This is a genomic window from Sulfitobacter sp. 1A12779, assembly GCF_043557315.1.
Classification (GTDB): domain Bacteria; phylum Pseudomonadota; class Alphaproteobacteria; order Rhodobacterales; family Rhodobacteraceae; genus Sulfitobacter; species Sulfitobacter faviae.
The window spans coordinates 1-16,838 of the sequence record NZ_JBIFFU010000037.1 but is presented as its reverse complement, the minus strand read 5'-3'; the positions used below and the strand labels follow the sequence as shown (position 1 = coordinate 16,838).

Sequence of the window (16,838 nt, the reverse complement as noted above, 5' to 3'; positions counted from 1 at the left end):
GGCGATTAGCCCATGGCCTCTCTCGTTGAGGCGAAGCATCTCGGCCCGGTTCTGGCGCGCTCAGCGCGACGAGAGAGTACGCCAGTCTGACGAAAAAGCCGCGAGACAGCGCCAGTCTCGCAAATATCGACTCATCCAGTCTCATAAATACCGGTACAGAATCTCATGAACCCCGACTCGTTTTTCAGGGAAGTGCTTGAATCTCATCAATTCCGGTCATCCGACACATGAAATCAAAACGACATGAACTGCTCCCGCAGCATATTCCATACTGTCCGATAATGTAAACTTATTGGACATAATGGAGAACGACAAGATGGGGCGCTTAGGGCGCTATTTTGTGGCCAAAAGCGCCGCAACGCGGTAGGAATTACGCATGACATTTGCCAATGCCCGACCTCTCGCAGACCTCGACATGCTAATGCGAATTCCCGACTGGGTCACCTCTAAGCATGGTGAAACCTCTGAAGATGTGGCGTTTTTGTCAGGTGCCGCATTGTCACATCTGCACGGGTATCGTATTCATGCTCACGCTTGTGATCTGGTCGCGCGGCACTATTGCGGGCGGTTTCGCCCAGATTGAGGAACTCGCGTGGATACCGGCCATTGGTGCCGCTTATCGGTTGGGACTGGACGGGTTGAGCCTGCCGTTGGTGTTGCTCACGTCGTTGCTGTTCTTTTTGTCAGCGATCTACTCGGCGCGGATCAGCGATCGTGCGCCAAGCTATGTTGTGTTGATGCTTATGCTCGAAACGGCCGCACTTGGCACGTTTATGGCGCTTGACGGACTGCTGTTTTATGTTTTTTTCGAGGTCTCGCTGGTAGGCAATGTATTTCATGATCGCCGGATGGGGATATGAAGACCGACAGCGCGCCGCGCTGATGTTCTTTATCTATACGTTGCTGGGGTCGTTGCCGCTGTTGCTCGCGATTATCGGGTTGTATCTGAGCAGTGGCACCTTCGACATGCGCGTCTGGATCGACATGCCACCTCTGACAGGCATTGCGGCGATGCTTGCGCTGATTGCGATGCTGTTTACCTTCGCAGTCAAGATACCGGCCTTTCCGGTGCACACTTGGCTACCTGCCGCACATGTTCAGGCACCCACGGCGGGCAGCGTGATCCTGGCCGGTGTGATGCTGAAATTCGGCACTTACGGACTGGTACGCTTTGCTTTGCAAATGACGCCTGAGGCATTTGCGCAAGCCGGTCAGGTAATCCTAGCGGTGGGGGTGGTCAGCGCGCTGTACGGGGCCTTCGCCGCACTGGCACAGTCTGATCTGAAAAAAATGATTGCCTACACGTCGATTAACCACATGGGCTATGTCGTGATGGGTGTGGCGGTGGCCGCGCTTACCGTTGATTTGCGTATCCGCACAATTGCATTGGACGGTGCGACTTTGCAGATGGTCAGCCACGGTCTGGTGACAGGCGCGTTGTTCTTTTTGCTGGGCATGTTGCAGGACCGCGCCCACAGCCGCGATATGAGTGAATTTGGTGGTCTGCTGGGCCGTGTGCCGTGGTTGGGCTGGTCGTTCATCCTGATGGCGTTCGCTTCACTTGGTTTGCCGGGGTTGGCGCATTTCCCTGCAGAGTTTCAGGTGTTTCTGGCGACCCTGAATACCGCTCCATGGGCGATCATAGCTATCCTTGCCATCGTGGTAACCGCAGGCCTGTATCTGCGCGCCATCGCCGCCGTGTTCCTTGGCTCCGAGAACGAGAAATGGCTGGAAATGCGCGATCTAGACCGCAGGGAGAAGCTGGTGATTGTGCCTCTTTTGATTCTGACGGTGCTGGTCGGTGTGGCCCCCGGCTGGTTGATCGATATGATCCACACAACTATGGCAAGCCTGAGCTTCTGATGGGGCGCGAACTTTCTTTTCTGATCCCTGAGCTTTTGCTGGCATCTGTGGCCATGTTGATGATCGTGGCCGAGATGGCGCGCGCGGCGCGGCTGGTTCTGGTCCTCGGGCTGGCGGGGCTGACGGCGGCAACGCTGCTGACATTGCCGGTCCTGCACGCCGACACAACCGTGTTCAGCGGCACTTACCGGATCGACCTGATTTCGGGCTGGGCCAAGCTGATCCTGCTGCCTGGCACAGCGTTGGCGCTGTTGATGGCGCGCGCCGAAATCGCCGGACAGGAGCGCGAGGGCAGCGTCTATGCGCTGATCTGCCTTGTTACTCTTGGGGCGCTGACGCTGTCCGGTGGCGGCGACACAATGCTGCTTGTATTGGGTGTGGTACTGACGGGCTTAGGCTCTTTTGCGCTGGTGGCTTTCCCGCGCGATGATGCGGCGACAGAGGCCGCGATGAAATATCTTGTTTTCGGGGCTGTCACCGGATCCGTGATGATCTACGGGCTGAGCTTTTGGTTCGGGGGCGTGGGATCGACGCTGTTCTCGGACCTCGCGGCGCTGGAGGACAAGCCGCTGATCGCCATTGCGGGCCTGGTCGCAGTGATCATCGGCCTCGGCTACAAAGCTGGGCTTGTGCCGTTTCACTTCTGGGCACCTGACGCCTATGACGGGGCGCCGGTTTCCATTGCCGCCTACCTGTCGGTTATCACCAAGCTCGCGGCAATCTTTGCCTTTGCGCAGGTGCTGCGCGACATGCCCGTCGGCAGCGCTTGGCCACTGGTGATCGCAATGATCGCAGCGATCACAATGACCTATGGCTATCTGACAGCGTTGGTACAGACCAATCTGGTGCGGCTGATCGCTTATTCTTCGATCGCCCAATCTGGGTATTTCTTGCTCGGCATTGTGGCACTCGGCGCCAGCCCACTTGCGGTCCCGGGGATTATCATCATGGGTGCCGCATATGTCGCAATGAACCTGGGTGCTTTTGCCATTGTGATGATAGCTGGACGCACCCTTGTCGACATGCGCGGTTTTGGCCGCAATCGACCAATTATGGGGCTGTCGATGGTGATATTCCTTCTGTCGCTCACCGGCATCCCGCCGCTGTTTGGATTTGTCGGCAAAGTCTATCTGTTCACCTCTGCAGTTGAGGCAGGGTTCCTTTGGCTTGCGGTGATCGGCATCCTGAATTCCGTGCTGGCGCTTGGTGTTTATCTGCGCATCGTGGTGCCGATGTATCAGACCGCAAGCTCAAAAACCGGCATGGACACCCCGTCACCACACGCCCTGCTTGTTGTCGTGGCGACGGTCACTGTCCTGATTACCCTGTCTATGGGGGCATTTGCGGGGCTGTTGCCCAGTTGATCGCAAACCTTCAATGTGGTTCATGCATAACCGACATGGATCATCAAATTTTGACAGCGCAACGCAAAGCGCCGCGTCCAGCAAAAGCCGGATACGGCGCTTTGTCCGTCTTGGAAAACTTAGCGCAGGCTGAATTCGGTGGTCAGCGATACAATCAACAATCCGTCACTGATACTGGTGTCATGCCATGACGCGTCAATGCCAAAGTTATCGGAGATCGCATAGCTGCCACCGACACTCCAGTAGTCGTGTCCCCCATTGCTGATCGTGCCGTAGTTGGCTGAAGCACCAAATTTGTCATCGAATGCGTAGTCGATCGAGACGCTTGAATTAACGTAATCCGCAACGGGGTCATGCGCAAACCGAAGGCCGACATCCAGCGGATCCAGTACGGAGTACCCCAATGACAGGATGACCTCTCCGCAGCAGTCATTGCTCGGGTTGCGATAATAGTATCGGGTATATCCCAGATCGTAGTTGAACTTGCCGACTTCATTGCGATAGCCCAGATAGAGGTCCACCTCAACAGAACTGCCAACAATTGATCTGGCAGTGTTTGACGCCCAGACGCCTGCATAAAAACCTTCGTACTCGGCCTCCGCCCAAGGCTGGAACGCCGCGCCGGTAGTCTGTTCAATGCCGTTGAAAACATATCGGCTGGTGAGGGTTGCGCCTGCGGACAGACTTAATTCCTGAGCCATTGTCACGCCGGGTAAGCCCAGACCGATGACGACGGCGGAAGTCGCAAAAATAGATCGCATCATTTTTCCTTACTGGAAGATTTTCCTGCTGCACTGTAACGACGAAAATCCGCCCGCCGGAAGCAGGGCGCCCGCATTTTTGTAACACCTGATTCAATTTTGAACACCGTTACGGGTCGTTGCCCAAAATTGACGCGAAAAAAAACGGGCAACGATTATTCCACTGTAACGAAGTGGCGCTTATGGCGTCTGATATATGTACCCTTAGTGTCAGGAGGCCCAAATAGACCAGACAACAACCAAAACCGAACCATCTGAAGTTGAAACCGCCAAAGGCGGAGGATGCTGCGGTGGAAACAAGGCCAGCCAGGTTGCAGATGCCCCAGCGGCATCACAGGCATCCGTCAAAACACCTGCTGCAAAATCCGGTGGCTGCTGTTGTAGCTAGACCATCTCGGCGCCAGCATCAGGTAACGATGTCCGAAAAAACCAAAGCCGGTCCGTGCGCGGCAGATGTGCATCGTGATGCATATGTCGTGCACGGACCGGCATGATTTTTTTGGTAGCTCTTGCTCTGGATCGCCCCAAATCCCTGAGACACAGTCCAGCTCAGACCTTCACTTCCCAGCTCACTTATCTATACTGTAAACAACGAGATATGCTTGGTGCGGACGCCCAATCCTTTGTTGAGCGACAAGCGCGATTACCGGATCGCGCCGCCGGATCGTCCGCCCATTGCAAAACCCGCAACAAATCGAAAATGAAGGCGTTCTAAATGGATCATCAACACGGCGGCGACACTGAAAATAAAGGCTCCATCAGCCTAAGCGGCGGGGTGGCGATGGGCACCGGCGTGATGATCGGAGCCGGTATTTTCGCGCTGACAGGTCAGATCGCGCAGCTGGCCGGACCGCTCTTTCCATTGGCGTTTGTCGTGGGCGGGATCATCACAAGTTTCAGTGCATACAGCTACGTAAAGATGTCGAATGCGTTTCCGTCTTCGGGTGGCATCGCGATGATCCTGCAAAAGGCATACGGACCGGGTGCAATTGCCGCAGCGGCGGCGCTGTTGATGGCGCTGTCAATGGTGATCTCCGAAAGCCTCGTTGCGCGAACCTTTGCGACTTATGTCTTGCGACCCTTCGACATAACTGGTGGTCCGCTGGTGCCGATCCTTGCCGTTGGGGTGATCCTTTTTGCCTTTCTCGTCAATATCGCCGGTAGCCGATCGGTTGGACTGCTCTCGCTGATTATGGCGGTGCTCAAGATTGGCGGTATCGCGTTGTTCGGCATAGCAGCACTTTGGGCAAGCGGGTTTCAATTCGCCGCGGCGAGCACGGCGTCTGGCGGATTTGATATCACCGGCTTTATAGCATCCGTGGCCCTTGCCATTCTGGCGTTCAAGGGGTTCACCACGATCACCAACAGCGGCGGCGAGATCATCAATCCGCACCGCAATGTTGGCCGCACGATCATTATCTCGATCACGATCTGTGTTGTTGTCTATCTGATTGTGGCCTTTGCGGTCGGATCAAGCCTGACGATAGACCAGATTATCGCGGCCAAAGACTATTCATTGGCTGAGGCCGCCGCACCCGCACTTGGCAACGCGGGGTTCTATTTTACCGTCGTGCTGGCGGCTGTTGCGACGGCGTCTGGTGTTCTTGCCAGTGTCTTTGCGGTGTCGCGGATGCTGGCCATGCTCACCGATATGAACATGATCCCGCACCGGCATTTCGGGATGTCGGGACCTATCCGCAGTCACACGCTGGTCTATACGGTGGTGATCGCCTCTATCCTTGCGGTGTTTTTTGATCTGACCCGGATCGCGTCATTGGGGGCTTTCTTTTATCTGATCATGGACATGATCGTCCATTGGGGCGTCTTGCGCTTCATGCGAAAAGAGGTTGAAGCGAAAGCATTTGTCATCGTCTTGGCCTTGTTGTTTGACGCTGTGGTGCTGGTGGCCTTTACAGCTATGAAGCTGCAATCCGATCCGCTCATTGTTGTGTACGCTGTGATTGCGATCACATCAGTCTTTGTGTTCCAACGGATTTATCTGTCGCGCTGGACTGCACCACGACCCAGCGAAGACCACTGAAACACTTCTCGAAAGTGCTATAGCCCTCCTGAAAAAGGCGCGTCCGGCTAGCAGGTGTCGGGTATGCCCTTTTTCATTTTTTCGGTTTGTCAGGCTCGGCGCAGGGGGGCCAATCCCAAAGCCGGTTCATCATCGCGAAAAGATATGCACCTGACCACGCGATCAGCAACAGTCCGGTCAAGGCCTCGACGCCCGTCAGAAGACGCAGGTGATCTGTCGGGAAAATATCGCCAAGACCAAGGGACGTATAGCTGACGACGGAAAAATAAAAATAATCCAGAACGGTATCAACGCTCTCACCGGAAAAGCCGCCGATGCTCAAAAGCTGGTGACCGACGCCAAACATGCCTGCAAAGACAACTATTCCGGCGAAATGCGCGAAAAACAGGATCAGTACGGCCATCATGACACGATTGAACGGCTCCAAAGGTATCTTTGCCATGCCAACCGATACCCACCGCATGACCGCAAGATGTATCCAACTACTCGAAACGATGGCGATAACTGCAAGAATTAGTGAAAAAAGCAAAGAGACGCTCCTGATTGGATGAACTTGCCAGTATCCAAAAGTAGCCGTATCAGGTCGGCTTCTTGCGCGCGCTGATCGCGGTGCCAAAGCTCTGAAGTCCGCCGTCACCACGAACAATCCCGCGCGGTTGCGCCGGGTGGATTTGACCTTGCATCTCTTGGCAGCGCTGGAGATCGGGAATCTGGGGTCGCTCACATCTGGGAACGGGCGCGAAAGGTTGATGGCACTTGCCGCGGTTGGTGTCGGCGTGACCCGTCCCATTGTGGGCGCTACCCTCATTCTGAGAGGAAACTATTGGGCGGTTCGGGGGTTACGCCGCGCCTTTCCGCAGCATGGTCGGGTGATTGAACGGATGCGTGCTCTGTCGAATGACCTCGACCAGCGGCTTCCGGGACGGCGGGAAACAGAACATCTGCCGGAACAGGAAGAACATAGAACGAGCAAGTCGAGAGCGTCAGAAAGCGCTCTACGAGCAGCCCGGCAGGCCATCTCCGAGCTTGGATCTGGGGCAGATCGTCAAGCGCTTCTGGCGCGGGCCGATGCAATTTGGAGGTGCTCAGATGCGGTCAAATCCTGAAGCACCGGGCCTGTGGATATACTGCAATTAAGGGTACAAAAATGCCCAAAATGACCCTGAATCCGCAGATTCTGATTAATTAGGGTACAGTGACAGTTGTCACCACTTGTTCGCGGCACGTCGATCTCCATGACAGATCGTGCCGCGCGGCGGTTCTGCGACCGGCTGGTCGAGCTGGGCGTGGCGCGAGAACTGACCGGGCGGCCTACTTTCCGGCTCTATGGGATCGCGCCATGACGACGGCAACGAGGAAACGGCAACCGGCGGATGAAAGCGGCGCCGTTTTTGACCGCGAGCTCGAGGACCTGCCGCAGGAGTTGCGCTGGCGCGAATGGATGGGCCGGGTCGAAGCGGTGCTCTTCGCCAGTGCCTCACCGGTAAGTCGCGAAGATCTGGCCCGCGTGGTGGGGCAGGGGGCCTCCGTGGAGATGCTGATCGAGGACATCCAGGCCGAGCTGACGGGTCGTCCTTACGAACTGGCCCAAGTGGCTGGCGGTTGGATGTTCCGCACGCGACCGCAGTTTGCCGATGCGATCAAGACCACCGCCGACCTTGGTGACCAGTCCCTCGCCTTTACCGAGATGGAGATGGGGGTGCTCTGCGCCATTGCCTATCACCAGCCGATCGACCGCGCCGGGCTGGCCGACATCTTCGGCAAGGAGGTCAGTCGCGATCTTCTGGCCCGGCTGCGGTACAAGGACTTGATCGCCAGCGGGCCCCGGTCGCCGCGGCCCGGGGCGCCGCATACCTTCGTGACGACGGAGACGTTTCTGGTGACGTTCGATCTGCAGAGCCTGCGGGATCTGCCGGAATTGGAAATTGTCGAGCCGTCCAATCTTGCTGATTAGATGAGGTCGTCCAGATCTCTATTGTTTAGTTCGCTATCAGAAGCGGACTCCACGCGTGCTTCCAATGCCTCTTGAGATTCACTAACCGCAGCCGGTTTGAGATAGGGTACGATTTCTGCGAAATGTCGATGGACTTCACGCCGCGACCATTTGGCTGACCACATAAGTGACCCAAACGCGGCCATCTCAGCATTTGAAAATCCCCGCCTTACGCAACGATTGGCAAACACCATCGCTGTACACGGTTCTGTCTTTTCCGCCGAATGCACGTTGACATGACCCTGAAGGATTTGAAGCGGCGCCCCCATGAGATGGGCGAGATCAGGAACAAGTCTAATCACGAACTTTCGAGCACTCGTAGAGCGCTTCTTGTCGCGTGTTTTGTCAGAAAGCCGCTTTTGAATTTTCTTGAGCGGCGCACCGTTCATCCAGTCCTTCAAGGCCGCGCGAAGCTTCGGAAGTGAGTAGGATGCACGCGATTGATCATCCTTTAGCTTCTTGATTTCCGTTCCGAAGAGATACTCCAGGGTCTCCAACTTGACCAAGCGAACCAGGTACTCCGGTTTAACCATCAGCCACTCGAACACCCAATCGCACAAGCTTTCGACGGTTTTGAAGTTTCTAAAACCGTGCTTGCTGAGAGCCTTTGACATGTCGTCCAGAATATCCTCCGGCAGCCCCAACATGGATGCGGTGTTGCGCAAAGACAATTGCTCAACGGCTAGGTCTCCATCATCGCTCTTCAGAAGTGAAAGTGCTGCGGCAGTTCTGCTTTCAACCCAGTCTTCGTCCGCATCTTGACGTTTACGATAAGCCGCGAAGCTCCTCGCGAGGCCAAGTCGTATGTCAACTTTTCCATCGTCGCCATGATCAGTTTCTGCCAAGCGCGCGACGACGTAACGCTCCAAGTCACCGATTTCAGTTGCGCTATTGTGGATACGGTCCATTAGGGCCGTAAATGGATCGTCCAGCACCAAACACTGATCGGTTTGGCCAAATATGTCTCGCAGCCTACTCCATCTTGACCCGATCTTGTTCTCAGCATCGTCCAGGCCGACGACCTGTCCGGGGATGACTAGAACGATACCGGTTGCGCTTTCGCCTGCCCGGCCGGCACGACCGGCTGCGTTTAGCAGGTCCTCTGGGCCCAGGAGGTCTTTTCGACCGGAAGAGGCGTCGAATTGGCTGTCTTCTGCTATGATGACCAAATCGGCAGGCAAGTTCATACCTTGACCGAGCGTCGGGGTCGCTGCGAGCACGGCCAACGCCCCCTTTCGCTTATACAGCGCCTCCACTAGCTGGCGTTCCTCAGGAAGCAATTGTCCATGGTGCGTCGCAGCCTGGGATGCCAATTTTCCGCCCACAAGAGTCAAGTACAGCTGATCAGCACCACCCATTTCATCGACGGAAATCTCATACAGACGCTGCTCAGTTTCAGTCAGTTCGACACTACATTCATCAAGCGCTGCCCCGGCCTTTTCTGATATAGAAAAGGCATTCGGTATGGATTGAGAAAAGACGAGAGTTCGTAGCCCTGCTCCAGCGGCTGCAGCAGCGACTGAAGATGCAACGACACCGGAGTTGGGCGTCACTTTCCAGAACTTGTTTGTCGAAAGCTGAAGTGTTTCGTTCAAGAGTGGTACAAGAGCATAGTCGCGGCGAACCTGTGACGCCCATGTCTGCTTCACGCTGAAGAACGCGTTTGGTTTTGCCGTCAGCTTGCGCTTTACCGCAGCAGGAACCCCCGCAGTGGAGCTTTTTGCGCGAGCATTCCGCAAGAGTTTTCGCAGGTCAGCAAGTCTCTTTTCATCGTAAACGACGCATCCCCTTAGTTGCCGGGTTGGTTTCCATGCATTGTCGAGAGCAAGAGAGTTTCTACCTGTCAGCTCCGCCAGCCAACCGCTCAGTTCATATGTGTTCTTCATCATAGCCGACATCAGGACGATATCGGCGTCCGGTACAACGCGGGTAAACCCCAAGATGCATAGCATCGCGTCGATTGCTCTCCGGTCTCCGTCAGTGCTCGGATGCATCAGATGACATTCATCGAAGATCAAAAGACCGACGTCATCAAACCGCTCTGGTTCCATATGACTGGTAAGGAGACAGGCTTCTGGAGTCATCACCATGACGTCCGGCAACTCGTCGCTATCCCCAGAAAACCCGAATTCGTCCATACGTTCACCGCGAACGGTTGCCCGCGGAAATGCACCGCGCAGGTCCCGTGCTGTCTGATCAACGAGAGCGTGCGTAGGAGCTAGGAATACCGCCTTGCGCCCGGATAACAAAGTTGCATGAATTTTGAGTTGTGCGGTCGTCGACTTCCCGGCTCCAGTGGGGAACCCTATCGCAGCAGATGTGCCAATCTTGAGGTACCCTTGGGCGACGGCGTCCTTGTGATTACGCCACAGATACGGGCGCGTCTCGGCAACCGTTTTCATGGCCTCGGTCCAACGATCCTCAGGTACGCCATCCGGAGGCGGTAGGTTAACGACGGCGCTTTCCATCAGGGCGGAGCCTGCAGCGATCAAGAGACTGGCCAAATGGAACGGTCCGGGAAAGACAGCGATTGCACCTTCGGGGAATGTATCCTCCAGATCTGATGCGCCGGCGGCGAGCGACTTTACTTCAGAGAAGACTGCAATTGGATCGACCATCCCCCTCACTCGACGCCCTTGCAGCACGAAGGCCAAGGCTCGCACACCTCGCAAGAGTCGATAGTAGAGCGCTGCATTGGCTCGCTCGCCACCGGTACCCGAGACGAGTCGGTCTTGGGGCGGTCGCTTTCGATTCCGAATACGACCAACTTGTCCTTTTGCGAGCATGATCAAGTGAAGAATCAGTTCCGACTGCAGCCAATCGCCGCTCGGGATGCGGATAGAGTCTGCCACCTCAGCAGCATCAGCCGATGCCCCGGCTACCAAGAACAGGAGCATTGCCGAAACATCCGGACTGATCGTATTCGGCGATACAAATGAAACTGGCTGGTCCGAGTCCCGTAGAGCGATCGCTTGATGAACCAACTGATAAGCCGTTGCGGCAACAAAGCCTGCCGCTGCCCGGTTTTCTCTATCGGGATTAATGGCTACCAATGCTTCATTGGTCTGCGCCAACCGGCGTGCAAATCGAATTGTGCCCTCGAGAAGCTCTTCCCCATTTTCACTCTCGCGAAGCAGTACCCTTGCCGATACGATCTCGGCGAAAGCACGTGCAAGTCGGTCAGGCAAACCTTCGCGGTCCAGGTCGGGCAAGTCTGGGGTGGACCTGATGAGTTCGGACGTTGCGGGATCATACATTGGCTGCCGCCTCGGCACTGTCGATCTTGACGAGCGCTTTCTCCGCTACACAATCTATCCAGTCGCGAACGTCTTCCAAAACTAAGGTTTCGGCGCGCCGGCGTGCTACGTCACCCAGTACAGACTTCTCATACCCTTTGAACAAGCCCTTGCGTCCCTTTGCCGATGCATATTTGCCACCAACGGTCACCGCCACGCGGTATGCCCGTTTTTCATTCCATAGAATATCGGCAACAGTCCCGTCGGGGTCTGGGTCTCTGGATACCTCAAGTAGCGAAGTTACCGACGCAATGAGTTCGTTGTCTCGTCCGCCTGTTTCAAACTGCTCAAACTCCGGCCAGACCTTTGATTTAACTTGGTTCCGAGGGTTCTTGGTCGCCTTCTCTTCGCAGATGACAACATGGGCAATGCCGTCGCTGTCGAACTCAATAATGAGGCCATCCAACCCTTTGTCCGCTTTAATCATCTGTGGAGCCCGTATGAGAGCCTCATCGTCGAAACGGTGAGCGGCGATCCACGCAATGACCTGAAAAACCCAACCATCCCGATGGTAGGTCTTGTCGCCAGTGCCGACGGTCAAAAGCTTTCGCGCACCTTCGAAACCGCCTTTGGGATAGCGCGCGGGCAAATCGCCTGTGGCGCGCAATATGCGCTCCACTGTTCGCGACTGACCTATTGCGACGCGGGCCAGGAGCTCAGCAAGCTGGTCCTCGTCCTCAATCGTCCAAGTGGAGCCCGACCAACAATCTTTCTGCCGTATTGGGGTTAGGGTTACTGGCATGAGCTAGACGCGCAACTCAGCGATGTCGATCAGGCTTGGCGTCTTAACGGTAGCTGCAGAATGAGTGTTTCTCATCGTCGGACTCGCTCAAATGTAGAACTTGAATGGCTGGCGTTCGGCGTCATTGGCGCTTCCCATGACCAGAACATATTTATTTGTCATTGCGCTGCCCTTGTCTCGGCCAGAAAAGCTGCAAACGGTCGAATATCTTCCCTCACGCTCGCTGTCTCTAAAGCGGCCATGTAAGCCGCGCGCTGTTCGAGCTTGATGACTGTCCATGGTTGCCCGGCAGCGGCCATCATGACGTTCATCAGAAAGCGCGCTATTCGACCGTTCCCGTCCAGGAACGGATGGATAAATACGAAGATGAAATGTCCAAGGACGATCCGAACAGTCGGGTCATCTTCCGCCTTGAGTAGGTCGAAGAAGACCGGCATGCAGTCTCGAACTGCCTCAGGACTCATTGGGACATGCTGGGATTGCCGAATGTACACAGGGGACGATCGGTAGCCTGCAAGTTGAGAGGCCTTCAGGATGCCCGCTGTGACAGACGGTGCGAATAGGTTGCGATACCAATCACTCAGATCGCGCTCAACAACCTCACCCGCGTCAGCACCTTCCAGAACTGCCCGAATGCTTTCCTTCACTCTCTGAAATGCTTCCCAATATCCACGCGCTGCAAGGGCGTCTTTCAGCGCTCGGTCTTGCTCATCTGTTTCTGGGTTCCAGGTCCCCGAACGCACTTTGTCAATCAGTTCCGGCGAGACACGATAGCCCTCAATGGAGAGCGAATGATACGCATCCGTGACATAGATTTCGTCGATCTGCTTGAGATAGGCGTCGATGTCATTGGTGATGGGTTGGGCCTTTGGAAAGAGATCAATAACATCGTCGCGCATGCTCTCCCACTTCAAGCGGATGCGATGCACGTGGGGCGAGGTGATCCGCCCGGCGTTTGGCACAAGAATCGACTGCTCAAAGGGGTTGATCTCGCGAACGTCATGCGAAGCGGCTTTCATCGCCGCAAGGATTTCGTCTGCGACCTTTTCGGACCCGATGCTTCTAAAAGCACCAGCAAGCCTGCCGGCCGCTCGCGTGTGCCCCCCGTCCAACAGCTTGCCAAGCAGCCGTGAGGCATCTGGCATCATAGCAAGCACAGTGCGCGCTTCTGTCGGATGGTTTTGGAAGAAGACCTCGGGAACGAGGATTAGGGCATCCTCGACGGAGAATAGGCGTAAATTGTCGACGATTTCGAGCGCCTCATCTGACGCGATCGTTGCGCGCGTCTCAAAAAGCGACGTGTTGTGGGGCAGATCGGTCTTAGAGTTTCCGCCCTTGACCGCTCTTACCAATAGCTGAGCAGGAACTGTCGTGTTTCCAGCATGTATGATGAGGGACTGTTCAGGAGACAGAGACCAGTCAGTGCCAAACCGATCTGACAGGTATTGTGCGCAGAATCCCCAAAACGATGTGTACCATGCTGTGCTCTCACCGGCGTTTTCATCGGGGCGTGATGGGATGTACCAGCCCTTCATGACTTCCTTCAGGAAGCCTGCCTTCAGCAGCCGTTCGCGGTGAGTGCGTGACATGTCTTTGGAGCGAATGGCAATCGAACCACCAGACTGTAGTGTCTCGAGCTCTTCCAAGGAGCTTGCAAGCTTCTCTGCGGCACTCGGCATAATTATTCGGCTCCGTTCGAGATTTAGGTTTTAGCGTCGTACATGATTTAGGTGTATGTGTCGAACGATCTTTAGGGTTTTGTGATGCGCAAATCTTAGGTTTTAGTGTTATTGGCCCCTCCTGCCCTTTGGTCAGGACCGCGCCCTACTCGGTCGGCTGCGCGCAGCCGCCCTCCCCGAGCTGAAACGCCGCCTCTCCCTGCGACGTGCCGCTGGCCGCGCCGTCTCCTCCGGAGCCAGCCCGACCAGCCGTCGCACGGTCGTGGTAACGCTTCATCTCGGCCATTCGGTAACGGTCGCTGGGGCGGGCGTGTGACATCAGTGATCACGTACCTCGCGTCTCGGCCGCTGTTGGTCCTCGCTTTGCCGGACACGCAGCTCCGCGCCGCGATCATGGGTCGCAAACGATGTCCGACGACCGCCGGATTGCATTGACCGAAGCTGGCAGAAGGCCGGTGATGGTCGTGCTGTGCAAACCCAAGCTATCGGGTTGCCGTAGAGGGTCAGTTCGAAATCCCGGTGATCCGAACAGGTTGTCGAAGCTTCGACGGTCTCCATGCTGCGCTTCAAGACAACACACATCGGGTTGCCACGGAAACCAGCCGTCGTGGCACGTGAGGCAGGGACAGCAAAGCTCTGACTGGTCGGGATTCGGATCGGGGCAAGAGGACAGAGAAGACATCGCCCGCCCTGCAGCGCCTCCCTCGGCCGTTCCCCTACCTTCCTTCGCCGCCACCGCTCTTCTCCTTTTGTCTGAGTTGCATGACATGCTGGTCGCAGCTGTCGCCCCGTCCACAAAGGTTGTCGCCGATCTTTTTCCCTTGCCCCTGCGGGCCATTCCTCGCGGAGCAAAAAGACCGGCGCCTGCCCCTCTCCGCTGCGCTCCGCCTGCGGTGTGGCCGGGCCTTGGCCAGCTGCAAGGTGACCATCATTGCAACGCAAACAAGGAGAAGAGCAATGACCACGAACTGCATCAAATTCACCAGCGCCGACATCGAAACCGCCAAGGGGGTCGGCTCCATCTCGACCCTGACCTTCGACCTCGACATCACGGTCGAACCCGTCGCAAGCGCGAACCCGATGGCCCCCACGCACCGCGTCCTCGGCCGCTCCCCGCGCGGCAAGCTGGTCGAGTGCGGCGGCATCTGGAAGAAACAGAACAAGGAGACCGGCGCCGACTACTACACGCTGACCATTCGCGACCACGGCTTCAACGCCAACCTCGGCAAGGCCGCGAACCAGGACGATCTGTCCCTGCAGGCCGTCATCCCCTGGGGGCCAAAGGACGCCGCCTAAGCCAACAGCCAGACCGCTCCGGCGGTCTGGCTTTTTCTCGTTTCAAGAAACGACAATGGTTCGGGTCCGAAACCCGTGTCTGAAGGTTGCGGCATATTCCGGACGACGTCGCCGTGGCGGGTAGGAAGCTGGATAGGTCGCAGATGCGGCTTTGATCTTTCTGTTCAGTGACAACGTGCATCGCGCGAACCCGAGTCGGAACCGAATGTCCGCAGGAAGAACTGGCGGCCCGCTGGGCGAGACAAGCGCTCCCCTTCCGCCGGTCGAGCAATCCGCGCCTGGGTCGTCTTGGCGAAGCTGCCAGGGGCGGCGAACTCACCCTGTGCCGCGTGGGTGTAGCCGCAGATCAACGTCATGTGTCCGGGGGACGAAGTATCACGTCAGGGCCACCGCCGCGCGCCTTTCCGTCGACCTGTTGGCCTTTCAGATCGCTAGCCCGGGGTCGAGCGGTCGGCAACGCCGGGGGCAGGTTTCTGGGCGGCTGACGCCTTGAGCGCTGCGGGGCATCGCCCACAACAAACCTGCCCCTGTCGTGCTCCATTTCATTCCGCCCCGTGCCGGGTGCAGCCCGCTCTCATGCCCCCGGTCTTTTCCACGATCCGTCCAACGACGATCAACGGAAAGGATCACACCATGACACTCGAACAATCCATCGACCTCGCCGAAATGCAAGCCGACATGGCCTTCGAGGCCTACCTCGCCGCCTTTGATGAAGACGCCCATCCAGAGGGCATTGCCAAGTTGGGTGATCGTGGGCGCAAGGGGGCGTGGCGTGAGCGCTTATGCGGTCATCTGGAGCGCATAGTCGTTCCACAGGCTGAAGGCGTCAGCCCGTGCGTGGCGGTATGAAGATGCGGTGAGACGATAGCGACGGGGACGGAAGAGGGTGTTTATCTGATCATGGGCCGCGAGGAATCTCTGCACCTGTTGTTGGGACTTGAAGCGCCCCATGATTTTCTCTCGCCGTCGCGTTGGTCTATGTGAGCCCTCGATCCGGTTGTTCAAGCCCTTGTGTGCCCGATGATCGGCGTCGGGAGCGAGCTTCCGGATCGGCGCAAAATAGCTGCGCAGTTTGTCGGTGATCACCACACGGGGCTGGCCGAACTGCGCGATGAGCCTTGCCAGAAAGCGCTTTGCCGCCCTGGCATTTCTGCGGGTTTGCACGAGGATGTCGAGCGTGTCGCCATTGGCATCCACGGCCCGCCACAGCCAGTGCTTCTTGCCACGGATCGGGATAACCACCTCGTCCAGATGCCAGTTGTCTGAAGGCGCTGGCCGGTCTCGTAGGATGCGGGTCGAGAAATGCCCGCCAAAGCGGTTGACCCAAAGCCTGATGCTCTCGCGGCTCACGATCACGCCGCGCTCGGCCAAAAGGTCCTCGACGTCCGCCGTGCTCAAAGCAAAACGGTGCCAGGCCCAGACGGCATAGGCAATGATCTCCCGGGGAAAGCGAAAGCCCTTCAGGCGCGGCATGGATGACGGCATTTTCATCCGAGATCCTGTAGCAGGGGCTCCACGACACAACAACTTGGCAATGCCGGTGATGTGATCGAGCGGCGACTAATGTTACTGTATGGCCCTTGCGCGCTAACTCCCGGGCGAAATAGTGATGCCGTCCGCCCATACCGGTGCCTGTGGTTGAACCGTAATGGTTGATTATCACTATTCGGGTCATATTGAGCACCTTGCTGTCTTTAAACTAGGAAAAGTTGCAGCGTTCGCAGCGCTGTGGAGTTCTACGGCTTGGTATGAGTTCCGTCCCAAACACTTGCATTTAGCGGATATTCCGAATGAACTGGCTTA

13 protein-coding genes and 1 pseudogene are annotated in these 16,838 nt (G+C 56.7%); 8 read left to right on the top strand and 6 right to left on the bottom strand.

Annotated elements, in window-relative coordinates; all coding sequences use genetic code 11:
- Positions 1-524 precede the first annotated feature (524 nt).
- Genes ACGYLQ_RS19660 through ACGYLQ_RS19650 form a run of 3 tightly spaced genes read left to right on the top strand, consistent with a single transcriptional unit; the run spans position 525 to position 3,227 of the window.
- Positions 525-860, top strand: a complete 336-nt coding sequence (locus ACGYLQ_RS19660; protein ID WP_322346479.1) for a hypothetical protein — start codon at positions 525-527, stop codon at positions 858-860.
- Positions 829-1,863, top strand: a complete 1,035-nt coding sequence (locus ACGYLQ_RS19655) for an NADH-quinone oxidoreductase subunit M (protein WP_348393931.1) — start codon at positions 829-831, stop codon at positions 1,861-1,863. Before ACGYLQ_RS19660 ends, ACGYLQ_RS19655 begins: the two co-directional genes overlap by 32 nt.
- Positions 1,864-1,922: 59 nt before the next feature.
- Positions 1,923-3,227, top strand: a complete 1,305-nt coding sequence (locus ACGYLQ_RS19650) for an NADH-quinone oxidoreductase subunit N (RefSeq protein WP_394418791.1) — start codon at positions 1,923-1,925, stop codon at positions 3,225-3,227.
- Positions 3,228-3,346: 119 nt separating this feature from the next.
- Here the strand turns inward: ACGYLQ_RS19650 and ACGYLQ_RS19645 are convergent, their stop codons facing one another.
- Positions 3,347-3,988, bottom strand: a complete 642-nt coding sequence (locus ACGYLQ_RS19645; RefSeq protein ID WP_037954961.1) for a TorF family putative porin — start codon at positions 3,986-3,988, stop codon at positions 3,347-3,349.
- A 715-nt stretch (positions 3,989-4,703) separates the two neighbouring features.
- Between ACGYLQ_RS19645 and ACGYLQ_RS19640 the strand changes: the two genes are divergently transcribed.
- Complete coding sequence (locus tag ACGYLQ_RS19640; protein WP_009827230.1) at positions 4,704-6,029, top strand: APC family permease; 1,326 nt, start codon at positions 4,704-4,706, stop codon at positions 6,027-6,029.
- A 73-nt stretch (positions 6,030-6,102) separates the two neighbouring features.
- On the opposite strand, the gene ACGYLQ_RS19635 is transcribed toward ACGYLQ_RS19640, so the two are convergent.
- Positions 6,103-6,819, bottom strand: coding sequence for an ion channel (locus tag ACGYLQ_RS19635; RefSeq protein ID WP_161487394.1), 717 nt, complete (start codon positions 6,817-6,819; stop codon positions 6,103-6,105).
- A gap of 442 nt (positions 6,820-7,261) precedes the next feature.
- Between ACGYLQ_RS19635 and ACGYLQ_RS19630 the strand changes: the two are divergent.
- A pseudogene (locus ACGYLQ_RS19630) lies at positions 7,262-7,372 on the top strand (DUF1403 family protein); the annotation flags it as partial.
- Positions 7,369-7,983 (top strand): SMC-Scp complex subunit ScpB, encoded by a 615-nt coding sequence (locus ACGYLQ_RS19625; RefSeq protein WP_067625356.1) that lies wholly within the window; start codon positions 7,369-7,371, stop codon positions 7,981-7,983. The pseudogene ACGYLQ_RS19630 and the gene ACGYLQ_RS19625, both read left to right, overlap by 4 nt.
- Here the strand turns inward: ACGYLQ_RS19625 and ACGYLQ_RS19620 are convergent.
- The 3 genes from ACGYLQ_RS19620 to ACGYLQ_RS19610 form a co-directional block, all read right to left on the bottom strand.
- Positions 7,980-11,279: a DEAD/DEAH box helicase gene (locus tag ACGYLQ_RS19620; protein WP_322346485.1), complete on the bottom strand. Its 3,300-nt coding sequence runs from the start codon at positions 11,277-11,279 to the stop codon at positions 7,980-7,982. The genes ACGYLQ_RS19625 and ACGYLQ_RS19620 overlap by 4 nt on opposite strands.
- On the bottom strand, positions 11,272-11,925 hold the full coding sequence (locus ACGYLQ_RS19615) for a hypothetical protein (RefSeq protein WP_201721928.1): 654 nt from the start codon (positions 11,923-11,925) through the stop codon (positions 11,272-11,274). The genes ACGYLQ_RS19620 and ACGYLQ_RS19615 overlap by 8 nt, the downstream gene beginning before the upstream one ends.
- A 293-nt stretch (positions 11,926-12,218) precedes the next feature.
- Positions 12,219-13,706: a Fic family protein gene (locus tag ACGYLQ_RS19610; RefSeq protein ID WP_236629061.1), complete on the bottom strand. Its 1,488-nt coding sequence runs from the start codon at positions 13,704-13,706 to the stop codon at positions 12,219-12,221.
- A 990-nt stretch (positions 13,707-14,696) separates the two neighbouring features.
- On the opposite strand from ACGYLQ_RS19610, the gene ACGYLQ_RS19605 reads away from it, so the two are divergent.
- Together ACGYLQ_RS19605 and ACGYLQ_RS19600 are read left to right on the top strand one after the other, a co-directional pair.
- Complete coding sequence (locus ACGYLQ_RS19605; protein ID WP_008335621.1) at positions 14,697-15,035, top strand: DUF736 family protein; 339 nt, start codon at positions 14,697-14,699, stop codon at positions 15,033-15,035.
- A gap of 633 nt (positions 15,036-15,668) precedes the next feature.
- On the top strand, positions 15,669-15,884 hold the full coding sequence (locus ACGYLQ_RS19600) for a hypothetical protein (protein ID WP_067623429.1): 216 nt from the start codon (positions 15,669-15,671) through the stop codon (positions 15,882-15,884).
- Here the strand turns inward: ACGYLQ_RS19600 and ACGYLQ_RS19595 are convergent.
- Positions 15,816-16,526 carry an IS6 family transposase gene (locus tag ACGYLQ_RS19595; RefSeq protein ID WP_322346489.1) on the bottom strand — a complete coding sequence of 237 codons (711 nt, stop codon included), beginning with the start codon at positions 16,524-16,526 and terminating at the stop codon, positions 15,816-15,818. The genes ACGYLQ_RS19600 and ACGYLQ_RS19595 overlap by 69 nt on opposite strands.
- Positions 16,527-16,838: the final 312 nt, after the last annotated feature.